This window comes from Arcticibacter eurypsychrophilus, from assembly GCF_001730525.1.
Taxonomy (GTDB): domain Bacteria; phylum Bacteroidota; class Bacteroidia; order Sphingobacteriales; family Sphingobacteriaceae; genus Arcticibacter; species Arcticibacter eurypsychrophilus.
The window spans coordinates 1-19,168 of record NZ_MDFN01000011.1; the positions used below are offsets into that span (position 1 = coordinate 1).

Annotated in this window: 21 protein-coding genes; 14 read left to right on the forward strand and 7 right to left on the reverse strand. The window is 38.9% G+C overall.

The genetic code is table 11. The features are described from left to right. Positions 1-106: 106 nt before the first annotated feature. Positions 107-2,281 (reverse strand): bifunctional alpha,alpha-trehalose-phosphate synthase (UDP-forming)/trehalose-phosphatase, encoded by a 2,175-nt coding sequence (locus tag BFL47_RS07385; protein WP_083257064.1) that lies wholly within the window; start codon positions 2,279-2,281, stop codon positions 107-109. Positions 2,282-2,497: 216 nt separating this feature from the next. On the opposite strand from BFL47_RS07385, the gene BFL47_RS07390 reads away from it, so the two are divergent. After that, on the forward strand, positions 2,498-2,785 hold the full coding sequence (locus tag BFL47_RS07390; RefSeq protein ID WP_131678280.1) for a hypothetical protein: 288 nt from the start codon (positions 2,498-2,500) through the stop codon (positions 2,783-2,785). Positions 2,786-2,811: 26 nt separating this feature from the next. Here BFL47_RS07390 and BFL47_RS07395 read toward each other — a convergent pair whose 3' ends face one another. Further along, the gene (locus BFL47_RS07395; protein ID WP_069659170.1) at positions 2,812-3,735 is read right to left on the reverse strand and encodes an NAD(P)-dependent oxidoreductase; all 924 of its coding nucleotides are present in this window, start codon (positions 3,733-3,735) and stop codon (positions 2,812-2,814) included. A gap of 43 nt (positions 3,736-3,778) precedes the next feature. Next, the gene (rsmA, locus tag BFL47_RS07400) at positions 3,779-4,582 is read right to left on the reverse strand and encodes a 16S rRNA (adenine(1518)-N(6)/adenine(1519)-N(6))-dimethyltransferase RsmA (RefSeq protein WP_069659171.1); all 804 of its coding nucleotides are present in this window, start codon (positions 4,580-4,582) and stop codon (positions 3,779-3,781) included. Positions 4,583-4,755: 173 nt separating this feature from the next. Between rsmA and pdxA the strand changes: the two genes are divergently transcribed. The 9 genes from pdxA (at position 4,756) to rpiB (ending at position 11,959) form a co-directional block, all read left to right on the forward strand. Beyond that, complete coding sequence (pdxA, locus tag BFL47_RS07405) at positions 4,756-5,811, forward strand: 4-hydroxythreonine-4-phosphate dehydrogenase PdxA (RefSeq protein WP_069659273.1); 1,056 nt, start codon at positions 4,756-4,758, stop codon at positions 5,809-5,811. A gap of 82 nt (positions 5,812-5,893) precedes the next feature. Then, positions 5,894-6,445: a YceD family protein gene (locus BFL47_RS07410; protein WP_069659172.1), complete on the forward strand. Its 552-nt coding sequence runs from the start codon at positions 5,894-5,896 to the stop codon at positions 6,443-6,445. An 18-nt stretch (positions 6,446-6,463) separates the two neighbouring features. After that, on the forward strand, positions 6,464-6,655 hold the full coding sequence (gene rpmF / locus BFL47_RS07415) for a 50S ribosomal protein L32 (protein WP_016194850.1): 192 nt from the start codon (positions 6,464-6,466) through the stop codon (positions 6,653-6,655). Between the two features lie 15 nt (positions 6,656-6,670). Then, positions 6,671-7,609, forward strand: a complete 939-nt coding sequence (gene plsX / locus BFL47_RS07420) for a phosphate acyltransferase PlsX (protein WP_069659173.1) — start codon at positions 6,671-6,673, stop codon at positions 7,607-7,609. A gap of 13 nt (positions 7,610-7,622) precedes the next feature. Then, positions 7,623-8,612, forward strand: coding sequence for a beta-ketoacyl-ACP synthase III (locus BFL47_RS07425; RefSeq protein ID WP_069659174.1), 990 nt, complete (start codon positions 7,623-7,625; stop codon positions 8,610-8,612). Positions 8,613-8,651: 39 nt separating this feature from the next. Beyond that, positions 8,652-9,131, forward strand: a complete 480-nt coding sequence (gene accB, locus BFL47_RS07430; RefSeq protein WP_069659175.1) for an acetyl-CoA carboxylase biotin carboxyl carrier protein — start codon at positions 8,652-8,654, stop codon at positions 9,129-9,131. Between the two features lie 86 nt (positions 9,132-9,217). After that, on the forward strand, positions 9,218-10,573 hold the full coding sequence (accC, locus tag BFL47_RS07435; protein WP_069659176.1) for an acetyl-CoA carboxylase biotin carboxylase subunit: 1,356 nt from the start codon (positions 9,218-9,220) through the stop codon (positions 10,571-10,573). A gap of 48 nt (positions 10,574-10,621) precedes the next feature. Beyond that, complete coding sequence (tatC, locus tag BFL47_RS07440) at positions 10,622-11,488, forward strand: twin-arginine translocase subunit TatC (RefSeq protein ID WP_069659177.1); 867 nt, start codon at positions 10,622-10,624, stop codon at positions 11,486-11,488. Between the two features lie 48 nt (positions 11,489-11,536). Then, positions 11,537-11,959, forward strand: coding sequence for a ribose 5-phosphate isomerase B (rpiB, locus tag BFL47_RS07445; protein WP_069659178.1), 423 nt, complete (start codon positions 11,537-11,539; stop codon positions 11,957-11,959). An 80-nt stretch (positions 11,960-12,039) separates the two neighbouring features. On the opposite strand, the gene BFL47_RS07450 is transcribed toward rpiB, so the two are convergent. Beyond that, positions 12,040-12,519, reverse strand: coding sequence for a hypothetical protein (locus BFL47_RS07450; protein ID WP_069659179.1), 480 nt, complete (start codon positions 12,517-12,519; stop codon positions 12,040-12,042). A 278-nt stretch (positions 12,520-12,797) separates the two neighbouring features. On the opposite strand from BFL47_RS07450, the gene BFL47_RS07455 reads away from it, so the two are divergent. Then, positions 12,798-13,262 (forward strand): FKBP-type peptidyl-prolyl cis-trans isomerase, encoded by a 465-nt coding sequence (locus BFL47_RS07455; RefSeq protein WP_069659180.1) that lies wholly within the window; start codon positions 12,798-12,800, stop codon positions 13,260-13,262. Between the two features lie 60 nt (positions 13,263-13,322). Beyond that, positions 13,323-14,210, forward strand: a complete 888-nt coding sequence (locus BFL47_RS07460) for an FKBP-type peptidyl-prolyl cis-trans isomerase (protein WP_069659181.1) — start codon at positions 13,323-13,325, stop codon at positions 14,208-14,210. 91 nt (positions 14,211-14,301) lie between these two features. Here BFL47_RS07460 and BFL47_RS07465 read toward each other — a convergent pair whose 3' ends face one another. Genes BFL47_RS07465 through truA form a run of 3 tightly spaced genes read right to left on the reverse strand, consistent with a single transcriptional unit; the run spans position 14,302 to position 16,675 of the window. Next, positions 14,302-15,414, reverse strand: coding sequence for a M42 family metallopeptidase (locus tag BFL47_RS07465; protein WP_069659182.1), 1,113 nt, complete (start codon positions 15,412-15,414; stop codon positions 14,302-14,304). 50 nt (positions 15,415-15,464) lie between these two features. After that, positions 15,465-15,872, reverse strand: a complete 408-nt coding sequence (locus BFL47_RS07470) for a GNAT family N-acetyltransferase (RefSeq protein ID WP_069659183.1) — start codon at positions 15,870-15,872, stop codon at positions 15,465-15,467. Positions 15,873-15,916: 44 nt separating this feature from the next. Beyond that, positions 15,917-16,675, reverse strand: coding sequence for a tRNA pseudouridine(38-40) synthase TruA (gene truA, locus BFL47_RS07475; RefSeq protein WP_069659274.1), 759 nt, complete (start codon positions 16,673-16,675; stop codon positions 15,917-15,919). Positions 16,676-16,753: 78 nt separating this feature from the next. On the opposite strand from truA, the gene BFL47_RS07480 reads away from it, so the two are divergent. Together BFL47_RS07480 and BFL47_RS07485 are read left to right on the forward strand one after the other, a co-directional pair. Continuing rightward, the gene (locus BFL47_RS07480; RefSeq protein WP_069659184.1) at positions 16,754-17,221 is read left to right on the forward strand and encodes a DUF4293 domain-containing protein; all 468 of its coding nucleotides are present in this window, start codon (positions 16,754-16,756) and stop codon (positions 17,219-17,221) included. Positions 17,222-17,309: 88 nt separating this feature from the next. After that, a complete protein-coding gene (locus tag BFL47_RS07485) occupies positions 17,310-19,139 on the forward strand; it encodes a DEAD/DEAH box helicase (protein ID WP_069659185.1) in 1,830 nt (609 codons plus the stop codon). Positions 19,140-19,168: the final 29 nt, after the last annotated feature.

Sequence of the window (19,168 nt, forward strand, 5' to 3'; positions counted from 1 at the left end):
GTCAAGTGTATAGTTATTTTAGGATCTGACAAGTCTTCTAACTGATACTTTCTTACTGGGCGCCAGAACCCTATTGTATTCAATCTCTAAATGAAGAAAATTATTATTAGCTTTTAGCAGCAAGTGTGCGGAGAAATTTTCTCACCTCCTTATAATCTTGCAGATAAAAGCGGGCAGCTGAAATATTGCTACCTATTTTAATGGTGTACGCCTCAGCAGGTAAAACTTTAAACATATCTTCATCGGTCTGGTCATCACCAAGGGCCAGAATGTAATCATATTTGTATTTATCTAGCCATGAGATCACCTTTCCTTTGTTTACTTCATAGTTTTTGATTTCGATCACCTTATTTCCGGCCATCATCTGCAAATTCTTATCATCAGTTAAAAATCGCAGGTTATTCATCAGCTCATTAGCTCTCAATTCACCTAAGCCTTCTTCTACCTTGCGATAATGCCAAACCAGGGAAAAGCTTTTTTCTTCGATAAAGGATCCCGGTGTGCGGTCTACATACATTTCGAGTACCGGCATCAGGTCTTGTTTCCACTGATCATTCAAACCTGGTAATTTGGTCCAGTCTTCATTTGCATATTTCTGCCATGCCCCATGTTCGGCAATGATATCAATCTGCATATGTCCAAACCAATCTTCAAGGGTATCGTGGTTCCTCCCGCTTACAATAGCTACATGATTTAAAGGGTCTGCAATCAGTTCGTTAAGTATTTCATACAAGTCATCATCAGGAAAGGCCTGATTTATATTGGTCTTGAAGCCTACTAATGTTCCATCGTAATCCAAAAAGATCAATCGTTGTGATGCTTTTTTGTATTCGTCTTCTAAATAGGTCAGGGTTAAAGGGCCCACGTGTTTAGCTTGCATAGAGGCTTGTAATTCTTTTACTTCTTTGAGTTGATTCATGTATATTTTTACCCAATGTCTGACGTTAAACTTGGCAACCACCTCTCGCATTGGGATCATTCGGCGATTTTGTTCTTCGATTGGCATGCTCAGTGCTTCAATCATGGATCTGTAAAGTTCGCCAACATTGTTTGGATTTACAATTACAGCATCAATCAGCTCTTTAGCAGCACCTGCCATTTCACTTAAAATAAGGACACCTGTGTTGGCTGTGCGACTTGCCACGTATTCCTTACTCACCAGGTTCATTCCGTCGCGCATAGGAGTAACCAAACACACTTCTGCTACATGATACAAAGCAGATAACATCTCGATCTCAAAAGACCGGTAATAATAATGTACCGGGATCCAGTTTAAAGTTCGATAGCGAGCATTGATATTGCCCACTAGTTTATCTATTTCATCGCGAAGTTCTTTATATTGAGGTACGGTGTCCCTGGAGGGTACCACGATCATGTACATAACCACATGATCTATATATTCGGGGTTTTTTTGGAGCAGGATGTCGAATGCCTGTAACCGTTGTAAGATGCCTTTGCTATAATCCAGGCGGTCAATGGACAGTATCATCTTGAAATCCTGAAAGCTCTCTTTTAATAATGCAACATTGTTGAGCACAACCGGATTGACTGTTAGGGTTTCAAATTTCTCTGCGTCTATGCCCATAGGGAAGGCCTCAACAACAATTTGACGGTCGTTGTAGTTGATCTGGTTGGCTGTTGCATGAACGGGCAGAATCCGTGTGGTGGAACTAATAAAGTGCCTTGCATCGTCAAAAGTATGGAACCCAATTAAATCTGCACCCAGCATATTTTCCAACAGCTCCGCTCTCCATGGTATGAGTCTGAAGAGTTCATACGAGGGGAAGGGAATATGTAGAAAGAAACCAATTGTAATGTCGGGTTTTTCGGCACGGATTAATCCTGCCAGGAGCAAGAGTTGATAGTCGTGGATCCAAATAATATCCCCGGCTTCAGCTACTTTAAATATGGCTTCTTTAAATTTATGGTTGACGGCTAGATAGCTGTCCCAGTAACTTTGTTCATAATGTGCATAAGTGGGATGATAATGGAAAATAGGCCAGAGCGTTTCATTTGAAAACCCTTCATAGTATAGATTGATCTCATCCTGTGTTAGAAATACAGGAAATAAACTTAAATCTTTTAATTTATCCTTTATTTCATCTTGTTTTTCGGTGGAAGTGACTTCAAGACCTGGCCAACCCAGCCACATATTATCCCCTTGACGATAGATCGAACCGAGGCCTGTGGCTAGTCCTCCTTCACTTTGCTTGAACGCTAATTGATCGCCATTTTCTGTGATTTTAACGGGTAATCGGTTCGATACAATAATAGTCTTCATTATTTGTGTTCCTCTTTTTTTTAAGACAAAAAAGCGTCCTATGTTTCGAATTTTTAAAAAGTACTTAGTTGGTAATATAGTATATATTAATTTGTAACGGCGGTTGTTAACAAAACTTATTCACACTTTTTCATTAAAAGGTGTTGATTATTAGGAAGATAATGAATATCTTGTGTTTAATATTAAATTTTTATCCAATTCATTAAAATGCCTTTTATGACACATAATAAAGCTTTATTAATTAAAAAATGGATCAAAACTATGGGCTTTAAATTAACCAAATCACATAGTTTGGATCATCATAAAAAAAAAATCAAGTATTACACGCTGGGAAATTTTGGAGTTTATGAACAAACCACATTGCTGGGTAGCAAAATGACCAGCAAAATGAAGTTTACAAGCTGGACTCCCTGGGGAGAAAACATAGAGGTAAATTCGGTTAAAGATCTCTGGCTGGCTTATGAGGATTTTGAAAAATACAACCCCAATTTATTAACAACCTAGTATCAGTATTATCAATTAGCATATTATTATCGGATGAATTTTAGTTTTTCGGCAAGTACTTCAGATATTTTACGATATGATTCGACCGTCCAGCCGGCAACATGAGGGCTGAGCAGCACTTTTTCATTTTCCTTCAGATCATTAAACCATTCTATTTCATCCAATGCCGGGAACTTTTCTACTTCTAATACATCTAAACCTGCACCACGTATTTTACCTTGTTTTATAGCACGCAGCAGGGCAGCGGTATTGACAATTTCGCCTCTTGCGGTGTTCAGTAGAATGATGGGCTTTTTAAAATGAAACAAGTATTCGTCATTCACCATTTGTTGGGTTTCGCGGGTTAATGGAATGTGCAAGCTCAATATGTCGGCATGTTTGACAATTTGCTCCATGCTTACTTCTTTTGCATAGCGGTTAGAAAAGCCGCTTTTATATTTATCATACGCAATTACCTCTACTTCGAAACCACTGAGCTTATGTGCAAAGCTTTGTCCCATGTGGCCGAATCCTATAATTCCGACTGTTTTGTTTTTAAGCTCTAGTCCTCTGTTTCCTTCCCGGTCCCAAATTCCTTCACGTACTTCAATATCGGCCTTTCGTAAATTGGTATATAACGAAAGAAGCATGCCAATCGCATGTTCTCCTACAGCATCCTGATTTCCTTCGGGAGCATTGATACAGACGATGTTCCTTGCTTCGGCAGCAGGAAGATTGATATTGTCCATCCCTGCGCCGGCACGTGCGATAAATTGGAGTGATGTAGCAGCATCTATAAGTTCCTGGTCAATATTAAATTTGGTACGAATGGCGATACCTGTATAATCGTGAATAATGGCAAGCGTCTCCGCCCTTGTAATTTCGGGCCGGTCATCCACCTGATAGCCTAGTTTTTGTGCTTCTTCTTTAAATATAGGGTGAAGTTTATCTGCAATCAGTAATTTCTTCATTTTGGGATATTTATTAAATGGATTTGGTTTGAGTGCCGATTGATCACTCAGCTGAACTTGCCGGTTGATGAATTCCTGTTGTAATCATGTTTGTTAACCGAACAAAATCGGCCACGCTTAGTCGCTCTGCCCGAAGTTCAAAAACCGGATCTTCGGGCATTCTGTCTTTACTTATCAGCGAGGATAAGGAGTTTCGGAGTGTTTTTCTGCGTTGATTAAAACCTGCTTTTACCACTTTCCAGAAAAGTTTTTCGTCACAATCCAGCGTTTTTACCTCATTCCTGTTTAGTCGTATGACAGCAGACATTACTTTAGGAGGGGGATTAAAAACACCTGGTTTTACGGAGAATAAATACTGTACGGTGTAGTAGGCTTGTACAAACACGCTGAGAATTCCATATTCTTTGGTGCCGGGGTGCGCATTGCAACGCTCTGCTACTTCCTTTTGAAACATGCCTACCATTTCAGGAATCTGGTCGCGGTTATCTAAAATTTTAAACAGGATTTGAGAAGATATATTGTAAGGAAAGTTTCCTATTACTGCTACATTTCCGGGGAAAATAGCTGGGAAATCAAGCTCCAAAAAGTCGCCTTTTATTAATTTAGTTCCAAGAGCAGGGTATTTCTTATTTAAAAATTCAACTGATTCGGCATCTACATCAATCATATAGGTTTCGTATTGGTCGTTTTGAAGCAAAACATCCGACAGTATGCCCATTCCCGGACCTACTTCTAAAACTTGCGAAAAGCGGTTTTCCGGTTTTAAACTGTCAACGATTTTTAGTGCTATATTTTTGTCAGTTAGAAAGTGTTGACCAAGATGTTTCTTTGCGCGTACGGAACTCATGAGTATTGGAATTAAAAAGAAGGCAACAAAACCCGCTATAAATAAGCGCTGTTGGCTGTATACAATCCTTATTTGCAAATTAAGGAATTAAAAGGTAGATATTGTAAGAGAATTTGTCTGTAAAGTGTTTAATTTGTATGATTACGTTTAAGTAATAGAATGTAATGAACTATATGAGTGAGAAAATAAAAATAGGAATTTCAATTGGGGATGTTAACGGAATAGGACTTGAGATAATTTTGAAAACATTGGTTGATCCTTCCATATATGACTATTGTACTCCCATCGTGTACGGCACTACCAAAGTAGCCTCATTTTACCGCAAGACATTATCATTAGGAGATTTTAATTTTAATGTAATCAATCAGCCGGATCAGGCGAATCCAAAGCGTGCGAATATGATTAACTGCTGGGAAGAGGAAGTTAAAATTGAACCGGGAGTAGCAAATGAAATCGGGGGGAAATATGCATTTCTTTCGTTGGACAGGGCTACAAATGATCTTATAGCAGGAAATATTGATGCTTTGGTGACAGCTCCGATCAATAAACATACGATACAAAACCCAGACTTTGATTTTCCGGGACATACCGAATATATCCAGCATAGGACCGGATCAAAGGATTCATTGATGTTCCTTATTGGAGAAGATTTAAAAGTAGGCGTGGTTACGGGACATGTTCCGGTTGCTGAAATTGCAAATAATATTACTAAAGAGGTGATCTTGTCTAAACTAGAGATGATGCGGGATAGCCTAAAAAAGGATTTTTGGGTACAAAAGCCAAAAATTGCTGTGTTGGGACTCAATCCACATGCCGGAGATAACGGGTTGATTGGTCAGGAGGAGTTAGAAATAATCACACCAGCTATCGATGAAGCGCAGGAAAAGGGCATTTTTGCATTTGGTCCTTATTCGGCAGATGGATTTTTTGCTACAGGAGCACACTTGAAATTTGACGCGGTTTTAGCGATGTATCATGATCAGGGTTTGATTCCTTTTAAGTATATCGAGTTTCATAACGGAATTAACTTTACAGCGGGGCTTCCGGTAGTACGAACTTCTCCGGATCATGGGACAGGGTATGATATCGCAGGTAAAAACCAGGCTTCAGAGAGCTCATTCAGGGAAGCGATGTTTAGTGCCATACATATTGTAAAACGACGCAGAGAGATTGCAGAGTTAACTTCTAACCCATTAAAAATAAATAAACTGACGAAAGACAGGGACTAAAAGGGGCTGGAGAAACTCTAAATTAAAAAAACTTTTTCCAAGTCATTAATTTCAGTAGCTTTGCAGGCTCAATTGCCGTGCTTTGAATTTGTTAAACGAATATAGAATACCCTTTGTAGGATTGAAAATTGGAGAGCATCAATTCAGTTATGAAATTGATGAGCGCTTTTTCAATGAGTTTGAGTATTCTCTTGTTAAGACTGGGAAAATAAAAGTTGACCTGATACTTAACAAGCTGGAAACAATGCTCATACTGGAGTTTGTTGGGAAAGGTAATATCTTTCTGAGCTGCGACAGATGTGTGTCTGATTTTCCGATAGAAGTGAATATTAAAGAAAGGCAGATTGTGAAGTTTACCGGAGATGAGAATCTGGAAGATAATACAGATGATATCGTCCTATTAGGTAAAAACGAGCATGAGCTGGACGTAGCACCGTTGATATATGAATATATCAATTTAGGTGTACCTTATTTTAATCGCTGTGATGAACCGGGAAAGACCGAATGGTGCGATAAAGATATGCTGGATAAGTTAGAAAAGCTTTCTAACCAGTTACCAGAAGAAGAAGAAGAAGAACAAAAGAGTGAGGCTGACCCGCGGTGGGAAGCTTTGAAGAAGATAAATAACACATAAAATAAACAAACCAGGAAGATGGCACATCCAAAACGGAAAATTTCTAAATCAAGAAGAGATAAAAGAAGAACTCATTACAAAGCTGAGGCCCCTACCTTGTACACCTGTAAAGTTACAGGAGCGGTTCATTTACCACATCATGCTTACAATGTAGATGGTAACCTGTACTATAACGGTAAATTAGTTATTGAAAATACCTCTATTGCTTAAGGTAATTTTCGAGAAATGAGAATTGGCTTAGATATAATGGGCGGAGATTTTGCTCCCGACGCGACAGTGTTGGGTGCAATTGCAGCTTATAAAGCCTTAGAACCACAACAAAAGCTCATACTTATCGGTGATAAAGACCTGGCTCAGCGTGTTTTTGCTGAGCAAAATTTTAGTCCTGATCTTATTGAGTTCATTCATACTACGGAAACGATTGGTATGGGCGAACATCCTACCAAAGCAATTACACAGAAACCTAACTCCAGTATTGGAATAGGTTTTAGTATGCTAAAAGAGGGAAAGATTGATTCTTTCTCCTCTGCAGGTAATACAGGTGCGATGTTGGTAGGTGCAATGTTTAGTGTTAAGACTGTTCCAGGTGTCATTCGTCCGGCAATTTCTTCTATTGTTCCTAAGATAAAAAGGGGATATGGAATTATGCTGGATGTTGGTGCTAATGCTGATTGTAAACCGGATACACTATTGCAATTTGGTGTATTAGGAAGTCTTTTTGCTGAAAATATTCACGGTGTTGCGAATCCAAGAGTTGGATTAATAAACATTGGGGAAGAAGAAGGGAAAGGCAATATGTTGATGCTTGCAACACATTCACTGATGAAGGAAACGAATATGTTTAATTTTGTTGGTAATGTGGAGGGTAGAGACCTGTTTTACGATAAGGCTGATGTAATAGTTTGTGACGGGTTCACCGGCAATGTGATTTTGAAACTTGCAGAAACATTTTATGATCTTACCAAAAATAAGGGATATGAAGATGAATTTTTCGCGAAGTTTAATTATGAACAATATGGCGGAAGTCCAATTCTTGGTGTAAACGCACCGGTAATTATTGGACATGGAATATCAACGCCTGAAGCTATAAAAAACATGGTTCTCTTATCGAGAAGTATGATCACAACGAAGCTAATTGATAAAATCAAAGCTGCATTTAAATAATTCATAGAGGATTATGCAAAAAATTAACGCTGCAATAACAGCGGTTCATGGATATGTACCTGATTACATATTGACAAACCATGAATTGGAAACGATGGTGAATACCAACGATGAATGGATAACATCTCGTACCGGTATCAAAGAAAGAAGAATATTGAAGGGTGAGGGCCTTGCTACTTCTGATCTGGCAGTACCTGCCGTATTGGGACTTTTGGAAAAGAGAGGAATAGGTGCAGAAGAAATTGAACTAATCATTTTCTGTACATCTACTCCTGATATGCATATTCCGGCAACAGCAAATATTCTGGCTCATAAAATTGGTGCAGTGAATGCCTGGGGATATGATCTGCAGGCAGCTTGTTCAGGTTTTCTCTTTGGTTTAACAACCGGTGCTCAGTTTATAGAATCGGGAAAACACAAAAAGGTTTTAGTTGTTGGTGGCGATAAGATGTCGTCAATAACTAACTATGAAGACCGCTCTACCTGTATACTTTTTGGTGATGGTTGTGGAGCTGTTTTGCTTGAACCTAATTACGAAGGAAATGGATTAATTGATTCTATTCTTAAAAGTGATGGATCGGGTGCTCATTCTTTATACCTGAAAGCTGGTGGATCTTTAAGACCTGCATCTCATGAAACGGTTGATGCTAAAGAGCATTATGCGTATCAGGAAGGGCAAACTGTTTTTAAGGCTGCTGTAAGAAGTATGGCTGATGTAGCAGGTGAGATTGTGGAACGAAACCATTTGAAACCTGAAGATATAGCATGGCTTGTTCCTCATCAGGCAAATAAACGGATAATTGATGCTACGGCCAGTCGTGCAGGTGTTTCTCCTGAAAAGGTGATGATCAACATCGAGCGGTATGGTAATACAACAAATGGAACAATTCCTTTATGTTTGTGGGATTGGGAAAGTAAGCTTAAAAAGGGTGATAATTTAATTATCGCTGCTTTTGGAGGTGGTTTTACATGGGGCTCCATTTATTTAAAATGGGCTTACTAATGACGAAAAACTTGAATAATAAAAACTTAACCGGTAAAAATGGATATTAAACAGGTTCAGGAACTCATCAGATTTGTCGCAAAGTCGGGTGTTAATGAAGTTTCGATTGAAGAGAAGGATTTTAAAATCACTATAAAGACAAATCAGCAGCCTACTTATGTAACTGCTGCACCACAGGCCCCTGTTGCCGTTGCTCAACCTGTACCAGCCGCTCCGGTAGCGCCTGTTATTTCAGCAGCTGATGCGAAAGCGATTGCAGCAGCGGAAGATATGGCTAATTATGTCACTGTCAAGTCGCCTATGATCGGTACTTTCTATCGTTCTGCAGGTCCGGACAAAACTTACTTTGTAAATGTAGGTGATGAAGTGAAGGCCGGACAAGTGGTTTGTATCATTGAGGCGATGAAGTTGTTTAATGAAATCGAATCAGAAGTTACCGGAAGGATCGTGAAAATTCTTGTGGATAATTCAAGTCCGGTAGAATATGACCAACCGTTATTTCTGGTAGAACCAGCTTAATTAAATTATAAAACGTGCAAATGTGCAGATGTATATGAATCATCGGTACGTTTGCACGTTTTCATATTTGTACATTTGAGTAGATTATGTTTAAAAAGATATTAATTGCCAATCGCGGAGAAATTGCTTTACGTATTATTCGTACGTGTAAGGAGATGGGTATTAAGACCGTGGCTGTATATTCGACTGCAGACAGAGAAAGCTTGCATGTGCGATTTGCTGATGAGGCAGTATGTATTGGTCCTCCGGCGAGTAAAGATTCTTATCTTAACATTCCAAATATTATCTCAGCAGCTGAGTTAACGAATGCAGATGCTATTCATCCGGGCTACGGATTCCTGTCTGAGAATGCCAAGTTTTCGGCAATTTGTCGTGAATACCATATTAAATTTATTGGAGCGACTCCAGAGCAGATCAATGCGATGGGGGATAAAGCTTCAGCTAAAGAAAGTATGAAAAAGGCTGGTGTTCCAACGATACCAGGTTCTGAGGGATTATTATCCAGTGTGAAGGAAGGTATCGAGATTGCGAATATAATTGGGTATCCAATTATACTGAAAGCAACTGCCGGTGGTGGTGGACGAGGCATGCGTGTGGTTTGGAAAGATGAAGGTTTTGAAGCGGCATGGGATTCAGCGCGTATGGAATCAGGTGCAGCATTTGGGAATGATGGTTTATATTTAGAGAAATATGTGGAAGATCCACGTCATATTGAGATCCAGATTATAGGGGACCAGTATGGAACAGTATCTCATTTATCAGAGCGTGATTGTTCTATTCAGCGCCGCCATCAGAAATTAGTGGAGGAATCTCCTTCGCCTTTTATGACCGAGGCTCTCCGTGAAAAAATGGGAGATGCAGCTGTAAAAGGTGCTGTAGCGGTGCAATATGAAGGTGCTGGAACTATTGAGTTTTTAGTGGACAAACATCGTAATTTCTATTTCATGGAAATGAACACTCGTATTCAGGTGGAGCATCCGGTTACGGAAGAAGTGATTAATTACGATCTGATTAAAGAGCAAATTCGTGTAGCAGCAGGAGTGCCTATTTCTGGACGTAACTACTACCCTGCAATGCATGCTATAGAATGCCGTATTAATGCGGAAGATCCTGCAAAGGACTTTAGACCATCACCTGGACGGATTACCATTTTCCATTCACCGGGAGGACATGGTGTTCGTGTAGATACCCATGTTTATGCCGGTTATCAGATTCCACCAAATTATGACTCGCTTATTGCAAAGTTAATTTGTACGGGTCAGACACGCGAAGAAGCGATTTCTACAATGGAAAGAGCGTTAAGTGAATTTGTTATTGAAGGAGTTAAAACAACTATCCCCTTTCATTGTCAACTAATGCGGGATCCAAACTTCAGGGCTGGTAATTTTACCACTAAGTTTATGGAAACCTTCGAATATGTAGAAGAGAAAGAAGAGGATTAGAATTCGATACCAATTATCAATGATGCCAGGTTTCATGTTTAAAAGATAATGAGCGAAAATAAAAGAAAGAGTTTAATTGAGTCTATAAAAGATAAAGGTAAAACGATAGAGGCTGAAATGTCTTTCTTTGATCATCTGGAGGTTTTAAGGTGGCACCTGATCCGTTCAGCTATTGCCATCGTTCTTTTTACATCGCTCTCTTTTATTTATTACGACTTCATTTTCGATACGATCATCATGGGGCCTAAGAACCCACAGTTCTGGACGTATCGGATGATGTGTATTGTGGGAGAGAAGTTTAATCTTGGTCCTGATTTCTGTATCAAGGATATCCCCTTTAATATCATCAATACAGATATGGCGGGACAGTTTACCCTCCAGATGAACTCATCTTTACTAATCGGGTTGATATTCGGCTTTCCTTATTTGTTATATGAGATATGGCGGTTTATTAAACCGGGTTTAAATCCGAATGAAAAGAATTCAGCAAGTGGTTTTGTGTTTTATGCCAGTATGCTTTTTATATTAGGAATCCTTTTCGGCTATTATATTATAGCCCCATTATCGATAAATTTTTTAGCTAATTATACCATAAGTTCGATCATTCAGAATCAGATTACGATTGATTCGTACCTGTCATCTGTGGCTACATTAACTTTAGGAGCAGGAATTACGTTTGAATTGCCAATCGTTATATTTGTGTTATCTAAGTTGGGTATCATGACTCCAACGTTTATGCGGGCGACAAGGCGGTATGCAGTGGTTGTTATTTTGATCATAGCAGCAGTTGTAACGCCTACACCAGATATTCTAACGATGCTTACGGTTAGTTTTCCCCTGTTTTTACTTTATGAAGTCAGTATTGGTGTTTCAGCGCGGGTAGATAAAAAGAGGAACAAGGCAATCGGCTTATAACTGTATAAATCATTTTTGAAATAATGTTTTTGAAACCCAACGTATAAAATGACTATAGCAATCGGATCGGACCATGCAGGGTTTGAATATAAAGAGTTAGTAAAAGAATTTTTAAAGGAGTACGAGGTTAAGGATTTTGGGACATATAGTACTGCATCTGCAGACTATCCTGATTTTGCTCATGCGGTAGCTTTTGCTGTGGAAAAGGGAGACTACACTAAGGGGATTCTGATCTGTGGGAGTGCTAATGGAGTAGCGATTACGGCGAATAAACATCAGGGTATTCGGGCAGCAATCTGTTGGACGAAGGAAATTGCTGAACTGGCACGGTTACATAATGATGCGAATGTTTTATGTATCCCTGCGCGGTTTATATCTTTGGAGGATACAATGGCTATTGTGACGACGTTTATAAATACGGAATTTGAAGGAGGAAGGCATGCTACCCGTGTGGGTAAAATAGCCTGTTAACTGGTTCTTTTAAATGAATTGGTTGGTATAAAAAAAAGCTGAATCTTGTGAAAGATTCAGCTTTTTTATGGCTTTGTTATTTAGAATGTTATTCTTACAGATAAACCTAATCCTTTCTCATCAAATTTGGAATATGGGCTAAACACCAAAGCGGGTTTCCAATCTAGTGCAAGATTTATAGGAGCATCACTGAATTTATAATCCAGACCTAAAACCCCGTCCACGCTAAATAGAAAGTCGCTGTTGTCGTTATATTTGTAATTTACATTACCAATGGTAGCACCAGCACCATAATACCATCTCAAACCGGGAAGGTCGTTAATTGGGTTATGCACTTCGTATAAACCTGTAAGGCGGAAAAATGATCTGTCATTCTTATTATCATCTTCAAAGTTTAAGATGAAATCAAGTGCCTTGTTTTGTTGAATAAAGGTCTTATATGTAATCCCGTTTGCCTTACCAACGCGCACACCTAGTGCATTTTTGTATTGTGCCTGAGCAGTAGTTCCGGCCAATAAAAGAACGCCGCTAATTAAAAATAATAATAAAAACTTTTTCATACATTCATTAAATTATATTACAATGACAATACTGCTGTCGGTTTGTTTGGTAGACAGCAGAAATATGTGGTTGCAAAAGTATCAGTTTTTTGTTAATCAACGGATTATAAGTGTAATTCATCTTCATAAATTTTGTATTGAAGGTTGGATGCGTCATAAAAGCACGATTTATTGAAAGCTTTCTATGGAATAAAATTTAAGATAATAGGATATAAAATTTAATAATATAAATTTGCGGCCGGAAGTCGCCAAAGTAATCATAGGGGCTAATTAATAAAATGAGAAAAATACTTACGGTTGCAATATTATTCATGGTGATTATCACTTCTTGTAAAAAAGATGAGTATGATCAGGCAAAACAACTTGCGACTGACGAGAAGCTGATAAACGAATTCGTTGTTGCAAATAAGATAGAAAATGTAAAGCGGACAGAAGATGGTCTATATTACGTTATTATAGAGCCAGGTACTGGTAATGTGGTATATAATGCAAATACAGCGATAAATGTGAAATATACAGGACGCTTACTTAACGGTTCTGTCTTTGATTCCGGTGATACTACCATTAAAAATCAGCCATTTACTCTTGGAGAACTAATATATGGATGGCAGTTAGGGATTCCCTTGATTCAAAAAGGTGGAAAGATTAGATTGCTGGTACCATCTTACTTGGCATATGGGCAGAAAGCGGCTGGCTCTATTCCTGCTAATTCAGTATTAGACTTCGACGTTGAATTAAAGTAAGAGTTGTAAGACGTTGGTTTAAAGAAAGAGTAATATTAATACATTGTTAAAAAATATTTGATGAATTTAAATAAGAAATCCCCTTACTTCATAGTGCTGTTGTTTATAGTATTAACAGCGGCGTGTACAAAAGAGTACGCAACCATTACAGAGGAGGATGATCAGCAGATCCAGGCCTATATCAGCACGAACGGATTAGTCATGCAGAAAAATGATACTACTGGCGTTTACTATTCAGTTACGCAAGAGAGTAAAGGTCCTGATCTTGACTACACCAAGCAGATTCCGCTGATTTATACGGTAAAATCGTTAGATGGCTCTTATACTAGTCAAGATACGTTCGTCAATCATTACGCGTCATTTTTTGGTTATTTTGCTCCGGAAGTCTTGAAAAAAACGATCATGGCTAAGTTGAATAAGGAGGGAGGCACCATACGTGTTATTGTTCCTTCAAATCTGGCATATGGTAGAAATGGCAGTGGTCCGATTCCCGGAAATGCATGTCTAGAATACACGGTGAAAGTATTGGAAAGATCTAAGCTGAAGCAGTATGAAGAATCGGTGATTAGGACGTATCTTTCTGCCAACTCCCTTACAGGATTCGCTGAATATGATACTACAGGGATCTATTACAAGATAAGTGAAGCCGGTACTGGTACTACTACAATAGGCCTGAATTCTACAATCATCTTTAACTATACTGGGAGACTTTTAAATAGTACTGTTTTTGAAACCAACGATGCTGCCACTGCTGTTTTGGGTGCTTATATTCCTTCATGGCAAACTATGATACCATTGATAAAAGAGGGTGGTTCAATCCGTTTTATAGCTCCTTCCTCATATTCATATGGAATCACAGGATCTGCGGCTACTTCAGTTGGACAAGTTTCAATTCCCCCTTTTGCACCACTTGATTTTGATGTAAAGGTTACAACAGTATCCCAATAGAAGAATTTTTATAATAAAAAAAGGGCAGCAGATATAACATCCGCTGCCCTTTTTTTGTCCTATGAGTAATTGTAACGATTTTGCAATCGATTTATTTTAATGTACGAAAGTCGTGTTCTGGATCAATAACCAGAAGTGCGTTATAAATCAAACTAATTACATTATCGACATCTTCTTTATGTACCATTTCAACTGTTGTGTGCATGTACCGGAGTGGTAAAGATATCAAAGCAGATACTACTCCATTATTTGAATAGGCGAAAGCGTCAGTATCAGTTCCTGTCCAACGAGAAGATGCTTGTCTTTGAAAAGGAATGTTATTATCCTGGGCGGTTTTAACCAACAGCTTATTGAAGTTGATTTGAACAGAAGGAGCATAGGATAAAACAGGCCCCTTCCCACAAGCCAGATCACCTTGAGCAGCCTTGCTGATCATCGGTGTTTGTGTGTCATGGGTTACGTCAGTGACAATAGCCAGTTGTGGCTTGATACGGTTAGCAATCATTTCTGCACCACGCAAACCTACTTCTTCCTGTACTGCATTCACGATATACAGTCCAAAGGAAAGTTCTTTCTTGTTTTCTTTCAGGAGTCTTGCAACCTCAGCAATCATAAAACCACCCACCCGGTTGTCTAATGCTCTGCCTAAATAGTAGCGGTCATTTAGAACCATGAATTCATCTTCATAGGTAATAACGCAACCTACATGAATTCCTAAAGCCTCAACTTCCTGATCAGAGATACATCCGCAATCCAGAAATATATTTTTTAAAGTAGGTGCTTCTTCTTTATCTCCACTACGAGTATGAATAGCAGGCCAACCAAATATGGCCTTTACCAATCCTTTTTCGGTATGGATATTGACACGTTTTGAAGGGGCTATCTGATGATCAGACCCTCCATTGCGGATCACATAAATTAATCCTTCTTTACTGATGTAATTGACAAACCAGGAGATTTCATCTGCATGTGCCTCAATGACTACTTTAAATTCCGCTTCTGGATTGATAATAGCTACCGCTGTGCCATAATTGTCGACAAAGTGGGTATCTGTATAAGGTTTGATATAATCTAACCATAAGCGCTGACCTTCCCACTCAAATCCTGTTGGAGAGGGGTTGTTGATATAATTTTCTAAAAATTGTAGTGACTGCTCGGTTACCACTGGAATATGTACTATCTTTTTATCTTCATCCATAATCATGTCTTTATTGCTGGCAAAATTAGTTAATTGAAATTAGGCAGCAGATTTTTCTATAAAAACAACTCTGCTATTACAAAGTCGTACCCATCCTGATGATAAGTCTGATTGGTTTCTTTGAATCCAAACTGGGTGTAAAAGCCTAATGCATTTACCCGGGCATTACACCATACGCGGGTGATCTGTTGAACCTTACTATATTCGAGGATATGACTTAGTAATTGTTTTCCATATCCTTTGCCTTGCTCTTTTTGAAGGGTAGCAAATTTCCTGAATTGCATGTCATTTTCCTTTTTAAATAAAGAAACGACAGAAACGAGCTGATGGGCTTGGTCAAATGCTCCCAGATGAATACCCTCATGGTCATGTGGTAAAGTGAGCTCTTCTAATGTCTGATCAGGATACATAACTATTTGTCTGATGGGAAGCACTTGCTCAATAGTAATTTCTTTAATAATCATTGATGTATGCAGGTTGAATAATCATCGCTGAAAGGGTATTAAGTTTAATAATCATTGATGTATGGATATTTTACTTCAGTAAGATACAATCCGCAGGCAGGCACAGAGCTGCCGGCGTTTGAACGATCTTTACTTTTAATGACATCGTGAATGTGCTCGGGACTATCAAGACCTTTGCCTATCGGAACTAACGTCCCCACAATTGCCCTGACCATGTTTCTTAAAAAGCGATCTGCTGAAATGGTAAATTTTAATCCGGTTTGATGTGCTGTCCATTCAGCCTTAATTATCTTGCAATTATTCGTGAAGACCTGTGTATTGGATTTACTAAACGACGTAAAATCGGTATAATTGAGCATCTCTGCAGCCGCCTGATTCATTAGGTTGATGTCGAGCCGGTCAAATAGAAGCCATGAGCGGTTATGCAAAAACGGATCTTTGTGATGATGGATCAGGTATTCGTAAGAGCGCAGGGTAGCATCATAACGGGCGTGTGCCCGATCATCCACTGGAATAAGTTTTTTAATGGCGATCTCATAAGGTAAAAGGGAGTTTAAACTTTTAAGAAATCGGGCACTTAACAGGTCATGCTGATGCGAGTGGTCGATTACATCAAAATGAGCATAGAACTCTCTGGCATGAACGCCTGCATCGGTACGTCCGCAACCTAGCGTGTCTATTTTTTGGCGAAGTATGATGGATAATGCCTTATCCAGTATTTCTTGTACCGTAGTAGCATTTGGCTGGGTTTGCCATCCATGGAAGGGGTTGCCATTATAGGCTAGTTGAACAAAGTAACGCATATTCAATTTCAAAATTAATAAATCCGGCTCTTCATCCTGAAAAAATAAATATGTAATTTTGGTTAGATATTTATTTATATGCTTCAACGGATACAAACCTTATGGTTGTTTTTGTCAACCACGATGATCTTTGCCTTGTTTTTATTCCCTTATCTGCAAATTTTCAATGCGATGGGGACGCCTAAAGTTATAAAAGTGACTGGTGTTTATGAGAATGTTGGTGGGCAAATTGTAAAAACAGCTGATTTTACATTAATAACTATTGTAACTGTTTTATTGGCTTTACTGCCTTTCGTTGTTATTTTTTTGTATAAAGAAAGGAAGCGTCAAATTATATTATGCTATGTCACCATTGCTTTAATTGTGGCCTATAGTTTCTGGCTGGCATCTACAGCACAACAGGTTTTAGGTGATTTGAGATTGCAATTTCAGAATTATGGCTTAGGAATTATCTTTTTGCCTCTATCTATTTTCTTTATTATTATGGCTTTAAGAGGAATCAGGAGTGATATTAGGCTGTTAAAATCCGCCGAACGTCTAAGATAGCATGTATTCGCATGTTTAAACGGATTTTGCCGATAATTTTGTTACCTTTGCAGAATACCGTCAATACAGTCGGTTTTTTATTGTTATCATGAACCCATTTAGTACACTGGGTATCCGTCATGATATTGTTAATGCCATAACTGATCTGGGATTTGAAACTCCCACGCCAATCCAGGAACAATCAATCCCGGTTTTACTTTCAGGCAGCAACGATTTTGTCGGATTAGCCCAAACCGGCACGGGGAAAACTGCCGCGTTCGGCCTCCCCTTATTAGAATTATTAGACTTTGACAAAAATTATCCTCAGGCACTTATTTTGTGTCCTACAAGAGAGTTATGTCTTCAGATTACCAACGATCTAAAAAACTATTCGAAGAACTTAAGTAATGTAAGTGTAGTTGCCGTATACGGTGGTGCAAGTATTACTGATCAGCTTCGTCAGATTAAACGTGGTGTACAGATCGTTGTCGCTACCCCAGGCCGTATGCTTGATATTATCAATCGTAAGGCTATTGACTTCTCACAAGTACGTTTCGTCGTATTAGATGAAGCAGATGAGATGCTCAACATGGGTTTCCAGGAAGATATTGATAGTATACTTTCTACTACCCCTAACGACAAAAAAACATGGTTATTCTCTGCAACTATGCCTGCAGAGGTTCGTCGGATCGCTAAGAAATACATGAAGGATCCGCATGAATTAACCATGGGTAAACAAAATACTGGTAATGTTAATATCGAACATGAATATATTATTATTCGTGCCCGTGATAAATATGCTGCCTTTAAACGTATTGTAGACTTTAATCCAGAGATCTTCGGTATCGTATTTTGTCGTACCAAGCTTGAAACACAAGAAATTGCGGAAGCACTTATTAAGGACGGTTATAATGCCGATTCTTTACATGGTGATCTTTCTCAACAACAACGTGATAAAGTAATGAAACGTTACCGTGAAAGAGGACTTCAGTTGTTGATTGCAACGGATGTAGCTGCTCGCGGAATTGACGTAAATGACGTTACTCACGTTATAAATTACTCTCTTCCTGATGAAATTGAGAATTACACGCATAGAAGCGGACGTACAGGGCGTGCCGGTAAATCGGGTATTTCAATTGCAATCATCAATGCAAAGGAAGTAGGTAAAATCAGACAGATTGAACGTACATTAGGTAAGAAGTTCACTAAGATTGAAGTTCCAAGTGGATTTGATGTTTGTGAGAAACAACTTTTTGCTCTAATTCATCGTGTTCATAACGTTGAAGTGAATGAAACTCAAATGGAGTCTTACATTCAACGCATAATGGATGATCTTTCTGAGATGAGCAAAGAGGAAATAATCAAACGTTTTGCTTCTCTTGAATTCAATCGTTTCCTTGATTATTACAAGAATGCCCCTGATTTGAATGCTCCTCTACATGATGATCGTTCAAGTGATCGTGGTGATCGTCCCGAAAGAGGCGAACGTTCTGAAAGATCAAGTCGTCCGCCTAGTGCTGACTTCACCAGATTGTTTATCAATCTTGGATCTGTAGATGAATTTACCAGAGGCGATATGCTTGGCTTTATTTGTAATAATGCCAAGATCAGTGGTAAGTCAATTGGTAAAATCGACTTGAAGGGTGTGTATACATTCTTTGAAGTAGAAAACGCAGTTGCAGAAACCGTTCAACAAAACTTTAAGTCGGTAGATTTTAAGGGACGTACAGTTCGTATCGAACTTGCTGGTGATCGTGATGGTGGCGGAAGTGGAAGTCGTGAAGGCAGCGGAAGTCGCGAACGTCATAGCGGTGGAAGTCATGAACGTAGTGGTGGTGGCGGTGGTTACCGTGATTTTTCTGGCAAACGCAAGGAAGATCGTGGCGGTAGCGGCAGATCTTCCGGTGGTGGCGATCGTGAACGTCGTAAACGTTACTAATAATATATAGTTAAAAAGACCGTTGATTT